The organism is Aminobacter sp. P4_D5, from assembly GCF_056401815.1.
The window spans coordinates 1-20,411 of sequence record NZ_JBFUIP010000100.1 but is presented as its reverse complement, the minus strand read 5'-3'; the positions used below and the strand labels follow the sequence as shown (position 1 = coordinate 20,411).

The window sequence follows — 20,411 nt, the reverse complement described above, 5'->3', positions numbered from 1 at the left end:
GTGCTGCGCCACGAGCCCAATGATGACCGCCGCGATGAAGGCGATGATCGGCACAATGACCAGCCAGCCCGCAATCGCGTAGATCACCAGCAAGAAGATGAAGACGAATGCCGTATCGATGAAGGTGCTGACGGTGTTCGAGGTGAAGAATTCACGGACGAATTCATATTGCGAGACACGGTTGGCATATTCGCCGGTCGATGCGGGGCGCGCGCTGAGCGAGGTGTTCAACACCTTCTCAAACAGCATGTAGGAGATGCGCAGGTCGGCCTTGCGACCGGCATGGTCGATGAGGGCTGCGCGCGCCGTCTTGAGCAGCAGGTCAAACAGGATCGCGGTCGACACACCGATCGCCAGAACCCAAAGCGACGAGATCGACTTGTTGGGCAATATGCGGTCGTAGACGTTCATCGTGAAAATGGGCGAGGCAATCGCCAGAAGGTTGATGAAGATCGCTGCCAGCGCCACGCGCGAGTAGGAGCGCCAGAACATGCCCAGCGTGCCGTACAGCCAGTGCGGCCGTTCGATCCTGGCGGCATTGCCGACATTCATGTCCTCGGCGGTATTGGCATAGGTGATCGAAAAGCCGACGCCTCCGGCAATCGGTGTAGCCATCAACTCGGCGCGCGAGATTGATGTGCGCCCGTCTTCCTGAGGGCCCGTCAGAAACTCGGCGCCGTCGCGCTGCTCCGCCAGAATGGCGATGGGCAAGCGGTTGGGGCGGAATATGATCGCTGGCAGGTCGAAGCGGCCGCGTGCGAAGTCGCGATGCTCGAATTCCGTCGTTTCCAGGCCGATGCGCTCGGCGAGGTGCCTGATTTCCTGCACCTCTATCCGCGTCGCTGAGATCGGCACGCCGGAAAACAGCACTGTTTCAGCGCTCGGGCGGCCAAGATAGGCAGCAACCGCTGAAAAGCAGGACTTGAACGCTTCTACCGGCGTCTGGATATGAATCTGCTGGTTCATGACGGGCGGGGGCTGCCGTCAGGCAGCCACCCTATTTCTTTCTGACCGGGGCCAGGAGGTCGAACGGCATATTGTTTACCTGCTCCGAAGGCGTCCGCGCATAGGTGTCGGTATCGGCTGTCGCTGGCACGTTGAACTCGTTGCGGGCATAGGCGGTAGACTGCTTTGCCGGCGCTATGCCCATCGTCGTCAACAGCTGGCCGGTTGCTGCCAGGAGGCGATATTCGGCGAACAATGATGCGAAAGCCGCGGTGTTGGCAAGGGTTTCGGAATTGAAGCGCGTATTCTGCGCATCGAGCACGTCGAGCAGCGAGCGCTGGCCGACCTTGAACTGCTCGCGATAGGACACGACGAGCCGGTCGTTGACAGCCGTCTGCAGGCGCAGCGTCTTGGTCAGTTCGGCTTGGCGGAAGCGACGTTCCCACGAAATGYGCACGGCCTCATCGACCTCACGCTGGACCTGATTAAGTGCAAGCCGCGTCTCGCTCACGCGCCGGATATGTTCCTGCTCGTTGGCCTTATCGATGCCGCCGCGATAGAGGTTCCAGCGCAGCACCAGGCGGGCCTGCAGGTCGTTGGTATCGTCGCTGTCGCCGTCGATATCGGTACCGACGCGGGCCCGGCCTTCTGCTACGACTTCCGGCCCGTATTTGGCCCGCGCCGCATCGACGAGCGAAGCGGCAGCGTCGATGTCGCTGCTGACCATATGAACGCGTGGATTGTTGCGACGGGCAAGCCCGATCGCGTCGTCAAGCGAGCGGGGCAACGCCTTGGCTACGGAGCCAGGCTTGGATGGGCTTGTCAGCGGTTTGCCGACAGTCTTGTAGAACCTGATCTTTGCTGCTTCCAGCTCTTCGTTTGCTTCCTGCAAACGGGCCTGCGCGGCATAAAGCCGTTCTTCGGCCTGCTGCCGGTCGGCATCGGTCAGGGCGCCGCCCTGGATGCCTTCGCGGATGTCGCCGAGGATCGACTGGTGGACACCGAGGTTCCTCTTGGCGTCGCCAACGATCTGCGCCTGCAGCATATATTCGAGATAGTCCTGGACGACCGAAAGCCCGATGAATTCGGAGCGTTCGAGCACGCGGAAGGACGCACCATCGACACGCGAGGCCTGGCGCGACAGTTCGGCACGACGGGCGCCATTGTCGAACAGTTTCTGCGTCACGACCACACCCGCTTCTGACGGGTACAGACTGTCGTCTTCAATCGAAAGGGCGCGCCGCGATGAGTTGTCGAGCCGGCGCGCACCGGTCGATGCTTCGAAGTCGACGCTCGGAAGGTAAAGCCCCTTCGCCTGGCGCAGCTCGAATTCGATCGCTTCGCGGTTTTCGATGGCCTGGCCGATCTCAGGGTTGGATTCGACGGCCACCGCCATCGCTTCCGTCAGCGTCAGCGCGTTGGCGCCATTGCCCGACAGCATGGTTGCCGTCAGCAATACCCCAAGCCGCATCGCCAGTCGTCCGAGACGCATCGGCATAAACATTCCCCCACAACCTTCCGGTGCCCCGCAGCAGCCGAAATCCCAAACCCATCCACTAGGAGCAATTATCCAGTAGCGGAAGAAAATCGACAGTAAATTTAATGCCCCTACTCTGAATCCAGCGATTCAAGTGATTTGGCCAAAGCACTGATGCAAAAATGCTACATTTCTGGCTGCTAAAGCTGCCGCGGCACGATCAGCACACAGGTTTTGCACTGACGATGCCACCTCGCGGATCGAGGCGGCGGGTCAACCTGCAATTGCCGTGGGTTCAGTGTCCGTCGATTCGCCATGCGCCAGCCCGTGCCTGGCCGCTTTGCAGTCACTTTATTGCGGCAGCGGGCCCTCGCCGGGCGCGATTGCGGCAAAGCTGCCTGTTGCAGCCGCGATTTGTTCCGAGCCGGGTTTCGCGCCATGGATCCAGGCACGATCGGTGCTGAAGGAATAAAGCGGAACATAGCTCTTCAGCGCGCCGTCGCGCAGGACATCGTTGCTCAAATTGTCGAGAATGAAGGTTCCACTCTGGGTGGCAATCGAGAGAACGGCATGGAAGACGCCCCGGCTGCTGTCTTGCAACACCACAAGCGACATGCTCTGCGCCGGCACGCCGGCTTCGATCAACGCCGCCATCTTGAGAATGGCAAAGTCTTCGCAGTCGCCAGCACCGCGCGAAAGTATTTCCGCGGGCTTCGCCCAGTAATCGAGATTACCGTAGACCGCCTCATCCTTGCGGTAGGCGATCATCGTGTTCACCGCGCGGTTCACGGCGACGAGCTTGTCGAGGAACTTGCCGTCGCGGCTACGCACGGCCAGCGCTGAAAGGATTGCGCCGTTCTTGCCGCAAGCGGCCTGATCAGCGCAGTCGCTGATCTGGCGATAGACCTTGGCCCAGCGCCCCGCGACAGGGAAATTGCGCATCGGAATAGCAACCGAACCGAACACGCCGGGAATGATGGCAGCTGTTTTCATCTGGTCGATACCTGCAGCCGCGGCGTCGTTATCGGGCGTGCTGCGCAAGGCAAGACCGTAGCCGTCGAAATCCCGCCCGAACTGGAAGGGCTTGGCGGCTGTAGGTGCTGCAGGTTCGACAAGCAGCAAGCCGCCGAGAAGCGGCGCGGCGTGAGTCTGGGTGACTGTCAGCGACGCCACATCAATTCGCTCGCTTGCACTGGCTCCGTTGAACGCCGCAACGAGAAGCGCTGCCGCTGCAAGGCTCTTCAATCCGAGTTTCGAAACGTTGCTCGCTGTTGCTTTCATCGCGCCCACCTATTTTGATGGAAGCTAACAACATCATCTCAAATTATCGGAAATAAACACGGGTAACTGCAGTATAATCTTCGAGATATACTTTTCAGAAAATTTTACGCAATTTTTCGACGTTCACACTGCGTCTCTTCCAAGACTGGCACTGCCATGCAATCCATATCCATCTGTTCGATGGTGAAATGCTTTGCCGCGCCGTCAGGACGTTGTGCAGTGTTGTGTGAGAGCGAAAGCGACGTGACCTCGCGGCGTGCAATTCTTGTTCAATTGGTTGCGCTCGCCGCGATTGGCGCGGTTGCGTTGGTCGTCATTGCACAGGGCAGTGTTTATACACCACAACAGCCGATTTTCGAAGCCGATTCACCAGGCGCCATATCTGCCGACTCTACAAACAAGCCTCGTGTCGCCTTCGGAGACCTGGGAGCGACAAAGCGCGACGCGACACGAGCGATTGCCCCCGATGTCGTCGTACCGCCTGAAGCTGCTGGCCAGACGTTGGAACGCGTCGAGGCGAGACCTCCGCTCGGCGACTTGGGGCTCGCCCCGCCACCCAAGCCGATTGCACCAGACGATTGGGAGGGCACGCTTCTCTATCGTCCAGCGGTAACGTCCTCGGCCACGTTCCAGTCGATGGGCTACACGATCCTTATTGCCGGCACCGAGGGGCTCAGTCCCGATCAGACATGCGAGTTCGAGGGTGCGACGTGGAACTGCGGCGAGCGGGCCATGCTTGCCTTTAGATACTGGCTGCGCGGCCGGGCGCCCTTGTGCCAGGTGTTTCCGCCGGCCGAAAGGCAAGCCGTGGCTGCCGCCTGCAGGCTCGGCAAGCAGGATGTCGGCGCGTGGCTGGTCTCCAACGGCTGGGCGTACGCCATATCAGGCGGCGGCTACGAAAAGGCCGAGGAGGTCGCGCGGAAGGCCAAGATGGGTATGTTCGGCCCCCCGGGGTGAGAAGGGCAAACCGCGGCGCGCCAAGGGCTTCGGGATCGTGAAAATCGGGAAAGTCGTCGAATTTCTGCGGTATTCGTCAAACTGTTCGCATTCGCACAAGGAATGTTTCATTCTCCACGGGTAGATCGGTTCGACATGAGAGCGGAGGGATCTGGCGTGGACAATTTGGGTACAGGAAATGCAGGGCGTAGCTGGGCACCAGTCGCCCGCTATGCGCTTTTGGGTGCGACCGCTTGCGTTGCGGTCGCCGCAGGAGCTGCGGCAGTCCTGTTTCATGGCCAGGCGGACGGCATCTTCTGGCGCGCCGTGGTCGGCGCCGGGGTTGTTGCCGGCGTGGTCGCCGCTCCGCTGCTTGCCATTGTCGCCAATGAACGGCGCAAATTCGGCGCACTGAAATCCGAAGTCAGCCGGCTGTCTTCGGTCGATGCGCTGACCTCGGTGCTCAATGGCGGTGTTTTCGCGAGCCTGATCGATGCATTCCGCAGCGGTTCGGCTGGTTCGGGACGCAGGCAGGGTGCGCTTTTGGTTGTCGATGTCGATGATTTCAAGGCGATCAATGCCAGGTTCGGCCATGCCTGGGGCGATGAAGTGCTGAAGATCGTCGCCGGCGCCATCAAGTCTTCCGTACGTACCGGCGATCTCGTCGGCCGCATCGGTGGCGAGGAGTTCGGCGTGTTCCTGCCTGGGGCCACCAAGGAAAATGCCGAGCGTGTCGCCGAACGCATCCGCGGCTCGATCTCCGACACCATCCTTGAACCGGGCGGACGCAATTGCCCGCTGACGGTGAGCGTAGGCGCTGTCCTGTTTGAAGATCAGCTCGAATTCGACGAGATGTTCCGCAAGGCCGACGGACGCCTCTCCGAGGCCAAGGCACGCGGCCGCAATCGCGTCGAGTTCGCCGAATTTTCCAGCAATGACGAAAGGGCCGGCCTCAACGCCTGAGCCCGCCTTGAGGCAGCTTTGAGATATTTGAGCCGCGCGGCCTTGCTGCGCGGCTTTGTTTTTTCGTTCTGAAGAGACAGGCCACGCGGGCGTTCACGGGCCTTGGTCGAAACACCAGCCGGCGTGCAGGCAAATGGCTGCCTGGGCACTGTCACGAAACCATCATCCAGCTGTCATCGCGCTGAAATCTCGTTGCCCCAAACGGAACCCGCAATTCCGTTCAGGCAAAGAGGTTTTCCATGTCACGCAAGCTCCTGCTTTTGACGACCGCGCTCGCAGCGTCAGCGGCCTTCCCCGCTCATGCCGGCCAGGCGTTCAACCGTATCGCCACTTTCCCCGTCGCCACCAATTTGCCCGCTGATGTCGACGCGGCGACCCCGACCTCGTCGGAAATCATCGCGGCGACCGAAGACGGCATGACGCTGGTCTATTCCGACAGCCCGCTGGGTGCGGTCGGCTTCATCGACATCACCGATCCGAAGGCGCCGAAGGCCGCAGGCATCGTCAAGATCGACGGCGAGCCGACCTCGGTGATCGTTGCCGGCAACAAGGTGCTGGCCGGTGTCAACACCTCCAAGAGCAAGCAGGAGCCTTCGGGCAACCTCACGATCATCGACCTCGCTTCCAAGGCGATCGAGGCGTCATGCGATCTCGGCGGCCAGCCTGACTCGGTGGCGCTCAGCAAGGACGGAAAATTCCTCGCCGTGGCCATCGAAAACGAGCGCGACGAAGAATTGAATGACGGTGCCCTGCCGCAGTTGCCAGCTGGCAACCTCAAGATCGTCGCCCTCAAGGACGGCGCACCCGACTGCGCCTCGATCAAGACCGTCGACCTGACCGGCATCGCGACTGTTGCGCCGGAAGATCCCGAGCCGGAATTCGTCGCCTTCAACGACAAGGGTGAGATCGCCGTCACGCTGCAGGAAAACAACCACATCGCCATTGTCGATGCCGCGACGGCCCAGATCGTTGCGCATTTCCCTGCGGGCGAGGTGACGCTCGAAAACGTCGATACCAAGAAGGACGGCGCGCTGAATTTCACCGGCACGGTCGAAAACACCCCGCGCGAACCCGACGCTGTGAAGTGGCTCGACAATGACCGCCTCGTCGTTGCCAATGAGGGCGACTACAAGGGCGGCGCGCGCGGCTTCACCACCTTCTCCAAGGCTGGCGACGTGCTTTATGAATCCGGCCCGTCCTTCGAGTATCAGGCGGCCTCTGCCGGCCACTATCCCGACGCCCGCAACAAGAAGGGCATCGAGCCGGAAGGCCTCGAATTCGCGACGTTCGGCGACCAGAAGCTGATCTTCGTCGCCGCCGAACGCGCCTCGTTGATCGGTGTCTACAAGGACACCGGTGCCGCGCCCGAATTCCTCCAGTTGCTGCCTTCGGGCATCGGCCCGGAAGGCCTGGTTGCCATCCCGCAGCGCAACCTTTTGGTCACCGCCAACGAAACCGACCTTGTCGAAGACGGGCTCGCGCGTTCGCATGTCATGGTCTACGAACTCGGCGAAGCTAAAGCCGCCTACCCGCAGATCACTTCGAGCTTCAAGGACGACGGCACGCCACTTGGCTGGGGCGCTCTCTCGGGTCTCGCGGCCGATCCCAAGCAAGCCGGCAAGCTTTATGCCGTCTCCGACTCGGTCTACCGCTCGGCCCCGGCGATCTTCACCATCGACACGACCAAGACCCCTGCCCTGATCACGGAAAAGATGATCGTCACCCGTGACGGTCAGCCTGCGCAAAAGCTCGATCTCGAAGGCGTCGTTGCCGACGGCAAGGGCGGTTTCTGGCTGGCGTCGGAAGGCCGTTCGGACAAGCTCGTTCCGCACGCCATCTACAACGTCAACGCCAAGGGCGAGATCAAGGAAGAGATCGCCTTCCCGGCCGAGCTTCTGGCGCATGAGACCCGCTACGGTCTCGAAGGCATCACCGCGCTTGGCGAAGGCGACGACCTGACGCTCGTCATGGCGATCCAGCGAGAATGGGCCGACGATCCCAAGGGTCAGGTCAAGCTTTTGGCCTACAAGCCCAAGGACAAGGAGTGGTCGGCGGTGCGTTATCCGCTCGACGCTGCCGAGAGGGGCTGGGTCGGCCTGTCGGAGATATCAGCCCAGGACGGCAAGCTGTTCGTCATCGAGCGCGACAATCTGATCTCCCAGGAAGCCAGGAACAAGCGCATCTATGCGGTGGCACTCGACGGCTTCAAGCCGGCCAAGCTCGGAGGCGAACTGCCTCTGGTGGAAAAGGCGCTGGTTCGCGACCTGCTGCCGGACCTCAAGGCGGCGACAAACGGCTATGTCGTCGACAAGGTCGAGGGCTTCGCCATCGACGCATCGGGCGAGGCTTTTGTCGTCACCGACAATGACGGTGTCGACGGTTCCTCCGGCGAGACGCTGTTTCTGCGTCTGGGCAACATCGCTGCCATCAACTGAGCGGCGCGAAACTGAACAAAGCAGGGCCGCGGCGGTGACGCCGCGGCTTTTGCATTTGGAAGTCCAGCAATCAGCCTGCCAGCGGTGTCCGATAGAGCTTGCCGAGGCCTTCGATCGGCTTGTCATAGCCGCCGAGGTGCAGCATGTGCCAAGCCATGGCATGGTTGCTCGAGGTCACCGGCTTGCCGAGCTTGGCTTCGACCCGCTCGGCGATGCGGGCGACACGCAGGCTGGTGCAGGAGACGAACACCGCCTCGCATTCGTCCGACGAGCCGACGTCGAGGATGGCCTTTTCGATCGCTTCGGTGGTGATGCGGGCGACGAGATTGTCGTCCGGCTCGTTGAACGAGCCCATGATCGGGATCTCAAGCCCGCGCGCCATGAAGGCTTCGCGCAGCGAATGGTTGATGGTGGCTATATAGGGCGTGAGCAGCGCGATCTTCTTGGCGCCCATCGCCTTGAAGGCTGCGAGCGCTGCGGTCACCGGATCGGTGACCTTTACCTCGGGCATGACTTCCCGGACGCGCTTGGCAACTTGGGCTTCGCCGATCACCAGCGCGCCTGAGGTGCAGCCGAAACCGATCACGTCGAAGCGCACGTCGGGCAAGAGGCCGACGGTGCCGGGGATGTCGGCTTCCATCTTGCGCAGATTGTCAGGCGTGATCTCGACCGGCGAGTGCAGCCGCGCCTCATAAAGCGCCACTCCTTCAGGCAAGGCGAAGCGGAATTCGTCCTCGATGGTCTGGTCGGTGCGCAGCACCAGAAGGCCGAGATTGGCCGTCTGGCCGATGCCGTTGTCGGTGTCGAACGGGATGTTTTCGATGTTCGAAACGAGACCGGCCTGGCCGGCCGGCTGTGCAGCCATGGTCATGATTTGCCCTTCTATGTCTGGGGAGGTGCTGCGTCAGCTGACTGCCGCGAGCCGGGGATGAGGCTCGGCGGCCGGGGGCTCGCCGCCGAGGTAGAGATGGCGCATCGCGGGATCGGCCAGCAGGTCTGCTGCCTTGCCCTCGATCGCCACCTTGCCGAGCGACAGCACATAGGCGCGGTCGGCAACACTGAGTGCTTCGAAAGCGTTCTGCTCGACCATGACGATGCACATGCCGGTGCGGTCGCGGATCTCGGCGATCGCGGCAAACACATCGTGCATCATCAGAGGCGACAGACCCGCCGAGGGTTCGTCCAGCAGCAGCACCTTGGGGTTGGAGATCAGGGCGCGGGCCAATGAAAGGATCTGGCGCTCGCCGCCCGACAAGGCCGACGCCTTGCGCTCCTGCTTTGAGGCCAGCGAAGGATATTGCCCCATCAATTCGGCATAACGCTCGTTGCGTTCGGCCACCGGCAGATGGCGGGCGCCGAGCAGGATATTGTCGGCAACGCTCAGCGTCGAAAACACATTGTCGGTCTGCGGCACAAAGCCCATGCGATGGTGCTTGACCTTGTCGTGCACGGCAACCGCGCTGACATCGCGGCCCTCCATCTCGACTGCGCCGCCGCGCGGCCTGACGAAACCGGCGATACATTTCAGCAGCGTGGACTTGCCGCAGCCATTGGGACCGAGAATGGTGACGATTTCGCCGCCGGAAGCCGTAAGGTCGATGCCCTGCAGGATGTCGGGGCCGTCGCCATAGCCGGCGCGCACTTTGTTGACGCGGATCATGCCGACACCTTCTGCTTGGCGACCGACTTGCCGAGATAGGCCTCGACGACGCGTTCGTTTTCGGTGAGTTCGCGCGGGGCGCAATCGGCGATGATTTCGCCACGGTCGAGCACGATGCAGCGGCTGCATAATTCGCGGATGAAATGCATGTCGTGTTCGACAACCAGCATGGCGACGCCGCGCTTGTTGAACGCCTTGAGCAGCTCCACCATGCGACTGCGCAGCTGCGGATGAACGCCCGCCGTCGGCTCGTCGAGGCAGAGCAGCTTCGGCCTGGTGCGCAAGGCGAGCGCGATGGAGAGCAGCTTCTTCTGGCCGCCCGACAGCGAGCTTGCCGGCTGGTGGGCGACAGGCGCGAGCGCGAACTGTTCGATCAGCTCCTCGGCCTCGGCGTCGTCGCTGCCCTTGCCGGTGAAGGCGTCGAGCAGCCCTGCCCCGTCACGCGATCCCGCGCGCAGCACTTCGCGCACGGTCATGCGGTGCGGCATCGACGGCAACTGGAAGGTGCGGACCAGGCCCTGGCGGGCGATCTTGTATGAAGGCATGCCGGCAACAGATTTGCCAAGGAAAAGGATATCGCCGGCATCGGGGCGTGAAAAGCCCGAGACGATGTTGAGCAGGGTCGACTTGCCCGAGCCATTTGGCCCTAGCAGGCCGACGATCTCGTCGGCGCCGATGCGAAAGCGCACGTCGCTCAGCACCTTGTGGGCACCGAAGGCCTTTGCGACGCGCTCGGCGGTCAGGACAGCCTCAGCCATTTTGCTTGCCTCCGATACGTTCGGGGATCAGGCCCTGCGTGCGCCACATCAGGAAGGCGAGCAGGCCGCCGCCTACCAGCGTCAGGCGCATGGCCGCGACATATTCCGACGGCAGGCCAAGCGCGTCCTTCACGAACGGCACGAAGGCGAACAGGAACTGCATCAGGATCGCGCCGACAATGGCGCCGAGATGGTTGCCAGAGCCGCCGATGATGACCATCGCCCAGATCAGGAAGGTCTCGGAACTGACCAACTGGTCGGGGCCGACGAAGGTGATGTAGTGGGCAAAGACGAAGCCTGAGGCGGCGGCCAGGACGGCTGCGACCATCAGCGTCTGCGTCTTGAGCGCTGCCAGGTCATAGCCGAGCGACGCGGCAAGCTGCGGCTCTTCCCGCATCAGCTTGAGCGCCAGCCCGTAGCGGCTGGTGGTCAGGCGCTGGCACAGCCACCAGGCGGCGAGCAGCAGGAGAACGCACAGGCCAAGCGTCATCAGCGGGCCCAAGGGACGCGGCATGTCGCCGAACAAAAGCGGGATGCCGCCGACGCCTTGCGCGCCGCCGGTCAGCCAGGCCTCGTTGTTGGCGAGGATGCGCAGCACTTCAGCGACCGCAAGCGTGGCGATGCCCCAATAGTCGGCACCGAGATTGCGGCCGAGACGCGCGAAGGCAGCAGCGACCACCACGGCGAAGACGATGCCGAGCGCGATGCCGGCGACCGGGCCGAGCTGGTGCGAGAAGGCGATGGCCGCGCCATAGGTGCCGCAGCCAAACAAGATCACCTGGCCGAAATTGACCAGCCCGGCAAAGCCGACCTGCAGATTGAGGCTGAGTGACAACAGCCCGTAGAGGCAGGCCATGATCGCGACATGGATGAGGAACTCAAACACGCTTCACCTCCGAGACGAACAGGCCGTAGGGCTTGATCAGAAGCACGACGACAAGCAGCAGGAAGGACGCGGCGGTGGCATATGCGGCGGGAATGAACAGCACGGATTCGCCGAACAGCGGCCCGAAATTGACATTGGTGACCATGGTTTCGGCAGCGGCGATGACGACTGCGCCGACGGCGGCACCAAGCGCATTGCCGAGCCCGCCCAGGATGGCGGCGGCAAACACCGGCAGCAGCATGTCGAGGCCGAGCTGGGCGCTCATCTCACCCTTGACCGACAGACCGATACCGCCGAGTGCCGCCATCACGCCCGAAAGGAAGACGACGGTGTTGGTGACCTTGCGCGTGTCGATGCCGGTGGCGCTGGCGAGCACCGAATTGGTGGCGGTGGCGCGCATGCAGCGGCCGAGGTCGGTGCGGAAGAGGATGAGCGCGAAGACCATGATGGCGAGCGCGCTGATGCCTACCGACATCAGCTGATGCTCGGTCAGCCGTGCACCCAAGAAACGCAGTGGCGGGTTGATCTCCAGCTCGAAGCGCTTGGGCCTGGGGCCGGCGGTGACCAGGAAGATCGCCGAAAACACCATGGACAGCGCCAGCGAGCCGATCATGGCGATGGCCGAGCCGGCGCGTAGCAGGCGCTCGAAAACAACGACGTTGAGCACAACCGCGATGATGCCGACAAGGGCGCAAGCGGCGATGGCCGCAACCACCAGCGGCAGGCCAGCCATCTGCAGGCCAAGCGCCAAAAGCGCACCGGTCGTCGCATATTGCACAAGCGCTACATTGGGAAAGCGGATCAGCGAATAGACGCTGCTCAACCCTATGGCGATCAGCGCCAGGTCGACCGCGCGGATCAGGACGTCGACGACAAACTGGACCATGCTCTTTTCTCGTAAGGGGACTTCATCACACAGCGGCTGCGCTGGTGCGGAAAGGCAGGCCGGACGCCAGTTCCGGCCTGCCGAGAGGATGAGGGTCGAGACCCTAGCGTTGCTGGACGCCGTCCTCGATCTTCAGCTTGAGATAGGGCTGCTTGGAACGCTGGCGGTCGGCATCGAAGGTGATGTCGCCGGTGGCGCCCTTGTAGCCGTTGCCGATCTCTTTCAGCGCGGCACTGATCGCCTTGGGCTCGGCAGAGCCGGCCTTTTCGATGGCGGCAGCGGCCATCATGACGGCGTCGTAGCCATAGCCGTTGAAGCTGGTCTTGAAGGGCTCGTTGTACTTGGCCTTGTAGGCGGTTTCATAAGCCGCGCCATCGGGGCCGATGTAGTTCAGATCGAGACCATACTGGCCCTGGACGAATTTCGGGTCGGCGTCGGAGGTGCACATCGACAGGTAGATGGCGTACCAGGGCGTTGAGTTGATGCCGAGCTCGAAGGACTCGCGGTTGATGGTCGCGGCTTCCTTGCCATAGGCCGAATAGACATAGACGTCGGGCTCGCTGCGCTCCATCTGCTGCAGTTCGCGGCGATAGGTGGTCTGGCCCTCGGTGTACATCACGGTGGTGACGACTTCGCCGCCAAGTGCCGCAAATGCCTTCTGGAACTGCTCGGCGACGCCCTGGCCGTAGGCGTTGTTCGGCACGATCACCGCCGCCTTCTTCCACTTGTTGTCGACCACGTCCTGGGCAGCGAAGCCCGAGGATACGTTGTCGAGGCCGATCAGCGAGAACGAGCCGTCGCCGAGGCCGCGGATCTTGCCGCTGGACGAGCCGATGTTGAGATGCACGCGGCCTTCCTGGACCAGATACTGGCCGACCGGGATGGTGATGCCGGAGGAGTATTCGCCGATCACCACCGGCACGTTGTCGACGGTGACGAGTTTCTTGGCGGCGTCGAGCGCGGATGGCGCGCGGCCACCGGAATCCTCGATGATGACGCGCAGCTTCTTGCCGCCGAGCACGCCACCCTTCTCGTTGATCTTGTCGACGGCAAGCTCGATGCCGCGGCGCTGGTCGTCGCCGAGCGTCGCGCTCGCGCCAGACAGCGGCACCACGGCGCCAAGGACGACTTCCTGGGCCAATGCAGGCAGGCTGCTCAGCGCAAGACAAGCGGCAGCCAGTAGGGCTTTGTGCATTTTCATCTCCATTTGTTTCGTTGTCGGCCGGGCCGCTACGTGGCGCCCGATCCCCTCTTTATTGCGAACATGTAGACACAGAATTTTTAAGAAGTGAATACACATAATGATGCACTTGTTATTTTATCTGCAAGATAGCTGAGAAGCCCGGTTTTGCGGGCTTTCTAAGGGACTATTGTGCTGCAGCGCACAAGCACACACGAAGCGCTTCAGCGCCCTTGTTTCGGACGCGGAATAGTGCGTTTCTGAAGGTGAATGAACAGCCCGGCCCGTTGCGATCGAGCCGGGGCCGAAACTATTCGGCGGCGATGGCCAATGGGCGCTGGTCGAGGGCCTGTTCAAGCGATGTCCATTTGACACGCGCCAGCTCGAGGTTGYGTTCCTTGACGTGTCCGTATCCGCGAATTTCTTCCGGCACTTCGGCAATCGCTACGGCGGTCGCCAGCTTGTCCGGCGTCAGGCTTGCAAGCAGGCGCTCGACGCGGGCGCGGTATTCCACGATCAGTGCGCGTTCGGTGCGGCGCTCAGTGCTGTAGCCGAACGGATCGAGTGCGGTGCCGCGCAGGCGCTTGAACTTCGCCAGCACCCCGAAGGCGCTCAGCATCCAGGGACCAAAGGTCATCTTGGCCGGTTCGCCGGTGTTGGGATCCTTCTTGGCCAAGAGCGGCGGCGACAGGTGGAAGGTCAGCTTGCCCTTGCCGTCGAAGGTATCGGCCAGCTGCTTGCGGAACGTGCCGTCGGAATAAAGCCGCGCCACCTCGTATTCGTCCTTGTAGGCCATCAGCTTGAACAGGTAGCGGGCGACCGCATCGGAGAGCTTGCCTTCAACACCTGCCACCGACTTTTCGCGGGCGCGCACTTTGGCGACGAAGGCGCGGTATTGACCGGCGTAAGCAGCACTTTGATAGGCGGTGAGGAAAGCCACGCGACGTACCACGGCCTCGTCGAGCGACTGCGACGCAACACGATGGCCAAGCGGTGAGTTGACTTGTGTCCTGGGCAGCAAGGCGTCGACGGCCGCACGGTCCGCAGCTGCAAGACGGCCGAGGCGGAAAGCGGTGCGGTTCATCTCGACCGCCGCGCCGTTGAGCTCAAGGGCCTTGTCGATGCTTGCCGAGGCCAGCGGGATCAGCCCGCGCTGCCAGGCATAACCGACCATGAACAGGTTGGTGCCGATGGAGTCGCCCAGCAACTGCGTGGCGATCTGGGTGGCGGCGATGGTCTCAACCTGATCCGCGCCGGCGATATCCTTGACGACGCCCGCCAACCCAAGTCCCTGGATGCGGAAATTGGGGTCGCGGATGAATGCGCCGGTGATGGTCTCCTCGGAATTGAGCACGACGCGCGTCTTGCCATTGGAGATGGCACTGAGCGCTTCCTTGCCGGCGGCAACCACAAGGTCGCAGCCGAGCACGACGTCGGCCGAGCGCGATGAGATGCGCACCGCATGCAGATCGTTTGGCGTCGGTGCAAAGCGCAGATGCGTCGTCACCGGACCGCCCTTTTGTGCCATGCCGGCCATGTCGAGCGTCGAACAGCCCTTGCCTTCGAGGTGAGCCGCCATGGCGAGGATGGCTCCGATGGTGATGACGCCGGTGCCGCCGACGCCGGTGACCAGCACGTTCCAGGGTGTGGTGAGTTCAAACGGTGCTGGCTCGGCGATCGGCCGGGCGGCAATCGCCCTGGGGTCGATGTTTTTGGGGCGGCGCGGCTTCACGCCCTCGACGGTGACGAAGGACGGGCAAAAACCCTTCACGCAGGAGAAGTCTTCGTTGCAGGACGACTGGTCGATGCGGCGCTTGCGCCCGAATTCGGTGTCGACAGGCGTCACCGACAGGCAGTTCGACTTTTTCGAGCAGTCGCCGCAACCTTCGCAGACCAGCTCGTTGATGATGACGCGGCGTTCGACGCGCGGCTTGGGATCGCGCTTGCGACGGCGGCGCTTTTCGGCGGCACAGGTCTGGTCGTAGACGATGCCCGATACGCCTTCGATCTCACGCAGTTCGCGCTGCACGGCGTCGAGTTCGTCGCGGTGGTGGATGGTGACATTGGCCGCGAACGGCTCCTGGCCGTGGTATTTCTCGATGTCGTCGGAGACCACGGCGATGCGCTCGACGCCTTCGGAACGAAGCTGGTGGGTGATGCGCTGCGGGTTGAGCGTGCCGTCATGGCGCTGGCCGCCGGTCATCGCCGTCGCGTCGTTGAACAGGATCTTGTAGGTGATATTGACCTTGGCTGCGACCGCCGCGCGGATGGCGAGCAGGCCCGAATGGAAATAGGTGCCGTCGCCGAGGTTCTGGAAGATGTGACGTGTCGGCACGAATGGCGCCTGGCCGATCCAGTTGGCCCCTTCCCCGCCCATATGCGTATAGGTCGCGGTGTTGCGGTCCATCGCTTGCGACATCCAGTGGCAGCCGATGCCGGCCAGCGCGCGGCTGCCTTCGGGCACACGCGTCGAGGTGTTGTGCGGGCAGCCCGAGCAGAAATAGGGCGTGCGCTGGACAGGCGCGAGGCTAGCAAGCTTGGCGCCGTCGATGTCGGAGAGCTTGCCGATGCGCTCGATCAACTCGCTGTCTTCGATGAAGGGCAGGATGCGCGCGGCAATCGCCCTGGCAATCTGGATTGCGGTGAGGTCGTCATGCGCCGGCAAGACGATGCGGTTTTCGCCATCACGCTTGCCGAAGATGCGCGGCCGCCGCTCGGCCGGCATGTTGTAGAGGATGTCCTTGACCTGGCCTTCGATCAGCGGGCGCTTTTCCTCAACGATCAGAAGCTCTTCCAGCCCTGATGCAAAGGCTGAGATGCCTTCGGGCTCCAGCGGCCAGACCATGCCGACCTTGTAGACTGAGAGGCCAAGCTCGATGGCGCGCTTTTCGGAGATGCCGAGTTCGTCGAGCGCCTGGCGCACGTCGAGATAAGACTTGCCTGTCGTGACGATGCCGAGGCGACGGCGCGGGCCGCCGAGTGCGACGCGGTCGAAGCGGTTGGCGCGCGCAAAGGCGAGGGCCGCCGGCAGCTTGAGATTGTGGAGGCGCCGTTCCTGCTCCTGCGGGCTGTCGGGCCAGCGAATGCCGAGCCCACCGGCCGGCATCTCAAAATCGCCTGGTGTGTGGAAAGCGATGCGGTCGCTGGCAACAACGATCGAGGCGGAGGAATCGACAGTCTCGGCGATCAGCTTGAGCGCTGTCCAGCAGCCGGAATAGCGCGACAGCGCCCAGCCATAGAGGCCGAAGTCGAGGATTTCCTGCACGCCGGCCGGGTTGAGCACGGGGATCATCGCGTCCATCAGCGCATATTCGCTCTGGTGCGAGGTGGTCGAGGATTTGCAGGTGTGGTCGTCGCCGGCGAGCAGCAGGACGCCCCCAAAAGGCGCAGAGCCTGCGAGATTGCCGTGGCGAAAGGCATCGCCCGAGCGGTCGACGCCGGGGCCCTTGCCATACCACATCGAAAAGACGCCCTGCTTGTTGGCCTTCTCCATCAGATTGATCTGCTGGGTGCCGAGGATGGCGGTCGCGGCGATGTCCTCGTTGAGCCCGGTCTGGAAACGGATCTCATTGGCTTCGGCAAACTTGCGTGCCTGACCGAATGCTTGGTCGATGCCGCCGAGCGGCGAGCCGCGATAGCCGGTGACGAAGCCCGCCGTGTCGAGGCCGGCGGCGCGGTCAATCCGGCGCTGCACCATCGGCAGGCGCACCAGCGCCTGGGTGCCGGTCACGAAAATGCGCCCGTCGTCCAGCAGGTACTTGTCGTCGAGCGAAACTGCCGGATCGGCCATCTGGATCTCCTGGACTCCGCCCGGGCACGGCCAGAACGGAACTGACATGCGAGAGCAAGTTTGCTCTCTTGTCTATCCATTACTGTATACACATTGGTCCGTCAATCGATGTCGAGCAGGCAACCGCAATGCGACGGCACTCTTTTAACGCACGCGAGCCTACAAAAAGGGCCCGGCATATGCCGAGCCCTTTTCCGTTTTCCAGCAGTTGACGCTGCCGCTTCACAGCACGTGAGACAAAAACTCCCGTGTGCGCGGCGATTGCGGGTTGGCGATCATTTCCCTGGGTTCACCGCGCTCCTCGACGACTCCGCGATCCATGAAGATCAGCTGGTCGCCGACTTCGCGGGCAAAGCCGATCTCGTGGGTGACGACGACCATCGTCATGCCGCTTTCGGCCAGATCGCGCATGACCACCAGCACTTCGCCGACAAGTTCCGGATCGAGCGCCGAGGTCGGCTCGTCGAACAGCAGAACCTTGGGGTTCATCGCCAGCGCGCGGGCGATCGCCACGYGCTGCTGTTGTCCGCCGGAGAGCTGGCGGGGATAGGCGTCGGCTTTGGCCGAAAGCCCGACACGTTCGAGCAGTGCGTAGGCCTTGTCCTTGGCTTCGGCCTTGGACAAGCCCTTTACCATGATGGGCGCCTCGATCAGGTTTTCGAGCGCTGTCATGTGCGAAAACAGGTTGAACGACTGGAACACCATGCCGATGTCGGCGCGACGCTGGCACAGGAGCTTGTTGTTGACCTCGTAGAGCTTGCCGTGACGCAAATCGTAGCCGACGAACTCGCCGTCGACCAGAAGCACGCCGCCGCTGACCTCTTCGAGATGGTTGATGCAGCGCAGGAAGGTGCTCTTGCCCGAGCCCGACGGGCCGATGACGCAGGCGACCGAACCGGTTGGGACGTTGAGGTCGATGCCTTTCAGCACTTCGACAGCGCCAAAGGATTTGCGCACGCCGCGCGCAAACACCATGGAGTTTTGGGGAACGCCGAAGCGGGCCTGGTTTTCTGCTTTCGATGTCATGCTGGCTGTGCCACCCGTCCGAACCTGAAGGCGCGCTTGAGCATCCCGCCCATCGACACGCCCTGCTGCTGGTCGCTCTTGCCGTAATACTGCTCGATATAGTGCTGGCCGATCGACAGGATGGTGACGACGARCAGGTACCAGAACGCCACCACGATCAGCAGCGGGATGGTCTCGAAGGTCCGGGCATAGATGCTCTGCGCCGCATAAAGCAGGTCGTTGACGGCGATGATGGTCACGAGCGACGTGGTCTTCAGCAGATTGATCGTTTCGTTGCCGGTCGGCGGAACGATGAACCGCATTGCCTGGGGCAGCGTGATGCGGCGCAGGATCAGCCGGTGGTTCATGCCGAGGCTGCCGGCGGCTTCGGTCTGGCCTGATGCCACTGAATTGATGCCAGCGCGTACGATCTCGGCCATGTAGCCGGCTTCATGCAGCGACAGAGCGATGACGGCAGCGACGAAGGGGGTCATGACGTCGTTGGTCTTGACCGAAAACAACGTGCCGACAAATGGCAGCGTCAGCGAAAACTCGCGCACGATCAGCGACAGGTTGAACCAGAAGATCAGCTGGATCAGCGCCGGCGCGCCACGGAAGAACCAGATATAGGCGCTGGCGAAGGCGTTGAGGATGCGGCTCGGCGACAGCCGCATGATGGCGACGATGGTGCCGATGATGACGGCGAGCACCATGATGGTGACCGTCAAAAGCAGCGTTTGGCCGAGACCGCGCATGATCGAGGGATGAAACAGATATTTGCCGACGGTTGGCCAGTCGAAGGCCGGGTTGGTGGCGAGCGCCTTCAGCACCAGGCCCAGGATGACCAGCGTGACAGCCGTGCCGACCCACAGGCCATAATGGCGCAGCGGAACGACGACCAGCGCCTCCGGTGGCGGTGTTTGCGTTTCGGCCCGGTTCATTCAGCCGCCCTCTTGAAAAAGTTAGGTGGCCGGCGAGAGGCGCAGGACCCCTCGCCGGGCCAGGTCAATTATTTGCGGATCTTGTCGGCCGCATCGACGACGTAGGCTTCCTCGATCATCGCGCTGGTCATGCCATACTTGGCCATGATCGTCTTGTAGGTGCCGTTCTTGATCATCTCGTTGAGCGCGGCACTCAGCATTTCGGCGGTTTCCTTGTCGCCCTTGGGGATGGCGATGCCAAGCGGTGCGACGTCATAGAGGCCGGGTACGACCACCAGCTGGCCCTTGCTCGTGACTTCGAAGTAACCCGAGGCGGTGGCGTCGTCGAGGCGCGCGTCGAGACGGTCTGAGAGCACGGCCTGGATGATGTCCTTGCCTTCAGGGAAGATGCTCTTGACGAGTTCCGGCTTGCCCTTGGCCTTGCATTCCTCATTCAGACGGTCGGCGATGAAGTCCGAAACCGCGCCGCCGATAACACCGACGCGCTTGCCGCAGAGATTGTTTTCGCCCTGAAACGAAGCTGCCTTGTCGGGCGTGGTCGAAGCAACGATGCCCGACTTGATGAACATGACGAAGTCGACCTGTTTCAAACGGTCGTCGGTCGCAGCGAAGGTTTCCCAGGCGACCTTGAAACGGCCTGCTGCCAGGCCGGGCACCATCGAGGGGAACGGGATGCGGGTGACCTCAAGCTCGGCGCCGAGCAGCTTGGCAGCTTCCTGGGCGAGTTCGATATTGATGCCGACCTGCTTGCCGTCTTCGGCAATGAACTCGAACGGCGCGTATTCGAGCGTATTGGCCATGATCAGCTTGCCGGTCTCCTTGACCTCCGGCGACTTCGGCAGTTCGGCGGCAGCGAGCGTGCCGGCGCCAGCGATCAGGGCCGTGACGGTGATTGCGGCAAATTTTGCGCCGCGCAGAAGCGAAAGATGATGCACTTTAACCCTCCTCATTATGCTGGGACGACCGGTGGCTGCTGCCCCTGGCTTCTTCCTCGTGGCGACCTTTTCCCCTCGAACGGCGCAGAGCGTTCTTCTTGTTTGGCGGGCGTCACGTCAGAACCAATTCTGATATTGAAATGTATTTTTACCGCCGATGAATTGTCAAGCGAGCGCCCCTGCCCGAACAGATAAATCGCGCCGGACATGGCAGTTTTCCAGCATACAGCGGCCAGGCGCAACCATTTCAGAAGCGCAACGATCTGAGCCCGACCGTTCGGTCGATGATCAGGATCGCGGCGAAGGTCATGAAGATGCTGAGCGAGGCAATTG

The 20,411-nt window shown here is 62.4% G+C and carries 17 protein-coding genes; 3 read left to right on the top strand and 14 right to left on the bottom strand.

Annotated features, from left to right (window positions below):
- From AC1DWF_RS20130 to AC1DWF_RS20120, 3 genes are all read right to left on the bottom strand, one after another.
- Nucleotides 1–966, bottom strand: a 966-nt coding sequence (locus AC1DWF_RS20130; RefSeq protein ID WP_476841974.1) for an ABC transporter transmembrane domain-containing protein, incomplete at its 3' end; no start/stop codon positions are given.
- Between the two features lie 31 nt (nt 967–997).
- A complete protein-coding gene (locus AC1DWF_RS20125; protein ID WP_476841975.1) occupies nt 998–2,437 on the bottom strand; it encodes a TolC family protein in 1,440 nt (479 codons plus the stop codon).
- Between the two features lie 336 nt (nt 2,438–2,773).
- Entirely contained in the window at nt 2,774–3,703 is a 930-nt protein-coding gene (locus tag AC1DWF_RS20120) for a transglutaminase-like cysteine peptidase (protein ID WP_476785562.1), read from the bottom strand.
- A 243-nt stretch (nt 3,704–3,946) separates the two neighbouring features.
- On the opposite strand from AC1DWF_RS20120, the gene AC1DWF_RS20115 reads away from it, so the two are divergent.
- From AC1DWF_RS20115 to AC1DWF_RS20105, 3 genes are all read left to right on the top strand, one after another.
- Nucleotides 3,947–4,660 carry a thermonuclease family protein gene (locus AC1DWF_RS20115; protein WP_476788860.1) on the top strand — a complete coding sequence of 238 codons (714 nt, stop codon included), beginning with the start codon at nt 3,947–3,949 and terminating at the stop codon, nt 4,658–4,660.
- A 156-nt stretch (nt 4,661–4,816) separates the two neighbouring features.
- Nucleotides 4,817–5,602 carry a GGDEF domain-containing protein gene (locus AC1DWF_RS20110; protein ID WP_476788859.1) on the top strand — a complete coding sequence of 262 codons (786 nt, stop codon included), beginning with the start codon at nt 4,817–4,819 and terminating at the stop codon, nt 5,600–5,602.
- Nucleotides 5,603–5,841: 239 nt separating this feature from the next.
- Nucleotides 5,842–8,037, top strand: a complete 2,196-nt coding sequence (locus AC1DWF_RS20105; protein WP_476788858.1) for an esterase-like activity of phytase family protein — start codon at nt 5,842–5,844, stop codon at nt 8,035–8,037.
- Nucleotides 8,038–8,107: 70 nt separating this feature from the next.
- Here the strand turns inward: AC1DWF_RS20105 and AC1DWF_RS20100 are convergent, their stop codons facing one another.
- The 11 genes from AC1DWF_RS20100 to AC1DWF_RS20050 all read right to left on the bottom strand — a co-directional run.
- Nucleotides 8,108–8,908, bottom strand: coding sequence for a maleate cis-trans isomerase family protein (locus AC1DWF_RS20100; RefSeq protein WP_476788857.1), 801 nt, complete (start codon nt 8,906–8,908; stop codon nt 8,108–8,110).
- A gap of 33 nt (nt 8,909–8,941) precedes the next feature.
- Nucleotides 8,942–9,697, bottom strand: a complete 756-nt coding sequence (locus tag AC1DWF_RS20095; RefSeq protein WP_476804305.1) for an ABC transporter ATP-binding protein — start codon at nt 9,695–9,697, stop codon at nt 8,942–8,944.
- On the bottom strand, nt 9,694–10,455 hold the full coding sequence (locus tag AC1DWF_RS20090) for an ABC transporter ATP-binding protein (RefSeq protein WP_476786667.1): 762 nt from the start codon (nt 10,453–10,455) through the stop codon (nt 9,694–9,696). Before AC1DWF_RS20090 ends, AC1DWF_RS20095 begins: the two co-directional genes overlap by 4 nt.
- Nucleotides 10,448–11,341 carry a branched-chain amino acid ABC transporter permease gene (locus AC1DWF_RS20085; protein WP_476786668.1) on the bottom strand — a complete coding sequence of 298 codons (894 nt, stop codon included), beginning with the start codon at nt 11,339–11,341 and terminating at the stop codon, nt 10,448–10,450. The genes AC1DWF_RS20090 and AC1DWF_RS20085 overlap by 8 nt, the downstream gene beginning before the upstream one ends.
- The gene (locus AC1DWF_RS20080; protein WP_476788855.1) at nt 11,334–12,227 is read right to left on the bottom strand and encodes a branched-chain amino acid ABC transporter permease; all 894 of its coding nucleotides are present in this window, start codon (nt 12,225–12,227) and stop codon (nt 11,334–11,336) included. Before AC1DWF_RS20080 ends, AC1DWF_RS20085 begins: the two co-directional genes overlap by 8 nt.
- Nucleotides 12,228–12,330: 103 nt before the next feature.
- Nucleotides 12,331–13,422, bottom strand: a complete 1,092-nt coding sequence (locus tag AC1DWF_RS20075) for an ABC transporter substrate-binding protein (RefSeq protein WP_476788854.1) — start codon at nt 13,420–13,422, stop codon at nt 12,331–12,333.
- A gap of 295 nt (nt 13,423–13,717) precedes the next feature.
- A complete protein-coding gene (locus AC1DWF_RS20070) occupies nt 13,718–17,197 on the bottom strand; it encodes an indolepyruvate ferredoxin oxidoreductase family protein (protein ID WP_476841973.1) in 3,480 nt (1,159 codons plus the stop codon).
- A gap of 222 nt (nt 17,198–17,419) precedes the next feature.
- Nucleotides 17,420–18,223 carry an amino acid ABC transporter ATP-binding protein gene (locus AC1DWF_RS20065; RefSeq protein ID WP_476841972.1) on the bottom strand — a complete coding sequence of 268 codons (804 nt, stop codon included), beginning with the start codon at nt 18,221–18,223 and terminating at the stop codon, nt 17,420–17,422.
- On the bottom strand, nt 18,220–19,143 hold the full coding sequence (locus tag AC1DWF_RS20060; protein ID WP_476841971.1) for an amino acid ABC transporter permease: 924 nt from the start codon (nt 19,141–19,143) through the stop codon (nt 18,220–18,222). Before AC1DWF_RS20060 ends, AC1DWF_RS20065 begins: the two co-directional genes overlap by 4 nt.
- Nucleotides 19,144–19,211: 68 nt before the next feature.
- Entirely contained in the window at nt 19,212–20,078 is an 867-nt protein-coding gene (locus AC1DWF_RS20055) for an ABC transporter substrate-binding protein (RefSeq protein ID WP_476788850.1), read from the bottom strand.
- Between the two features lie 14 nt (nt 20,079–20,092).
- Nucleotides 20,093–20,411 (bottom strand): hypothetical protein (locus tag AC1DWF_RS20050; protein ID WP_476841970.1); only part of this gene is annotated, 319 nt, incomplete at its 5' end.

What these genes read in the sequence shown, in the direction of transcription:
- AC1DWF_RS20100 (WP_476788857.1), bottom strand. Translation starts at nt 8,908, where the DNA reads ATGACCATGGCTGCACAGCCGGCCGGCCAGGCCGGTCTCGTTTCGAAC.
- AC1DWF_RS20095 (WP_476804305.1), bottom strand. Translation starts at nt 9,697, where the DNA reads ATGATCCGCGTCAACAAAGTGCGCGCCGGCTATGGCGACGGCCCCGAC.
- AC1DWF_RS20105 (WP_476788858.1), top strand. Translation starts at nt 5,842, where the DNA reads ATGTCACGCAAGCTCCTGCTTTTGACGACCGCGCTCGCAGCGTCAGCG.
- AC1DWF_RS20080 (WP_476788855.1), bottom strand. Translation starts at nt 12,227, where the DNA reads ATGGTCCAGTTTGTCGTCGACGTCCTGATCCGCGCGGTCGACCTGGCG.
- AC1DWF_RS20120 (WP_476785562.1), bottom strand. Translation starts at nt 3,703, where the DNA reads ATGAAAGCAACAGCGAGCAACGTTTCGAAACTCGGATTGAAGAGCCTT.
- AC1DWF_RS20090 (WP_476786667.1), bottom strand. Translation starts at nt 10,455, where the DNA reads ATGGCTGAGGCTGTCCTGACCGCCGAGCGCGTCGCAAAGGCCTTCGGT.
- AC1DWF_RS20075 (WP_476788854.1), bottom strand. Translation starts at nt 13,422, where the DNA reads ATGCACAAAGCCCTACTGGCTGCCGCTTGTCTTGCGCTGAGCAGCCTG.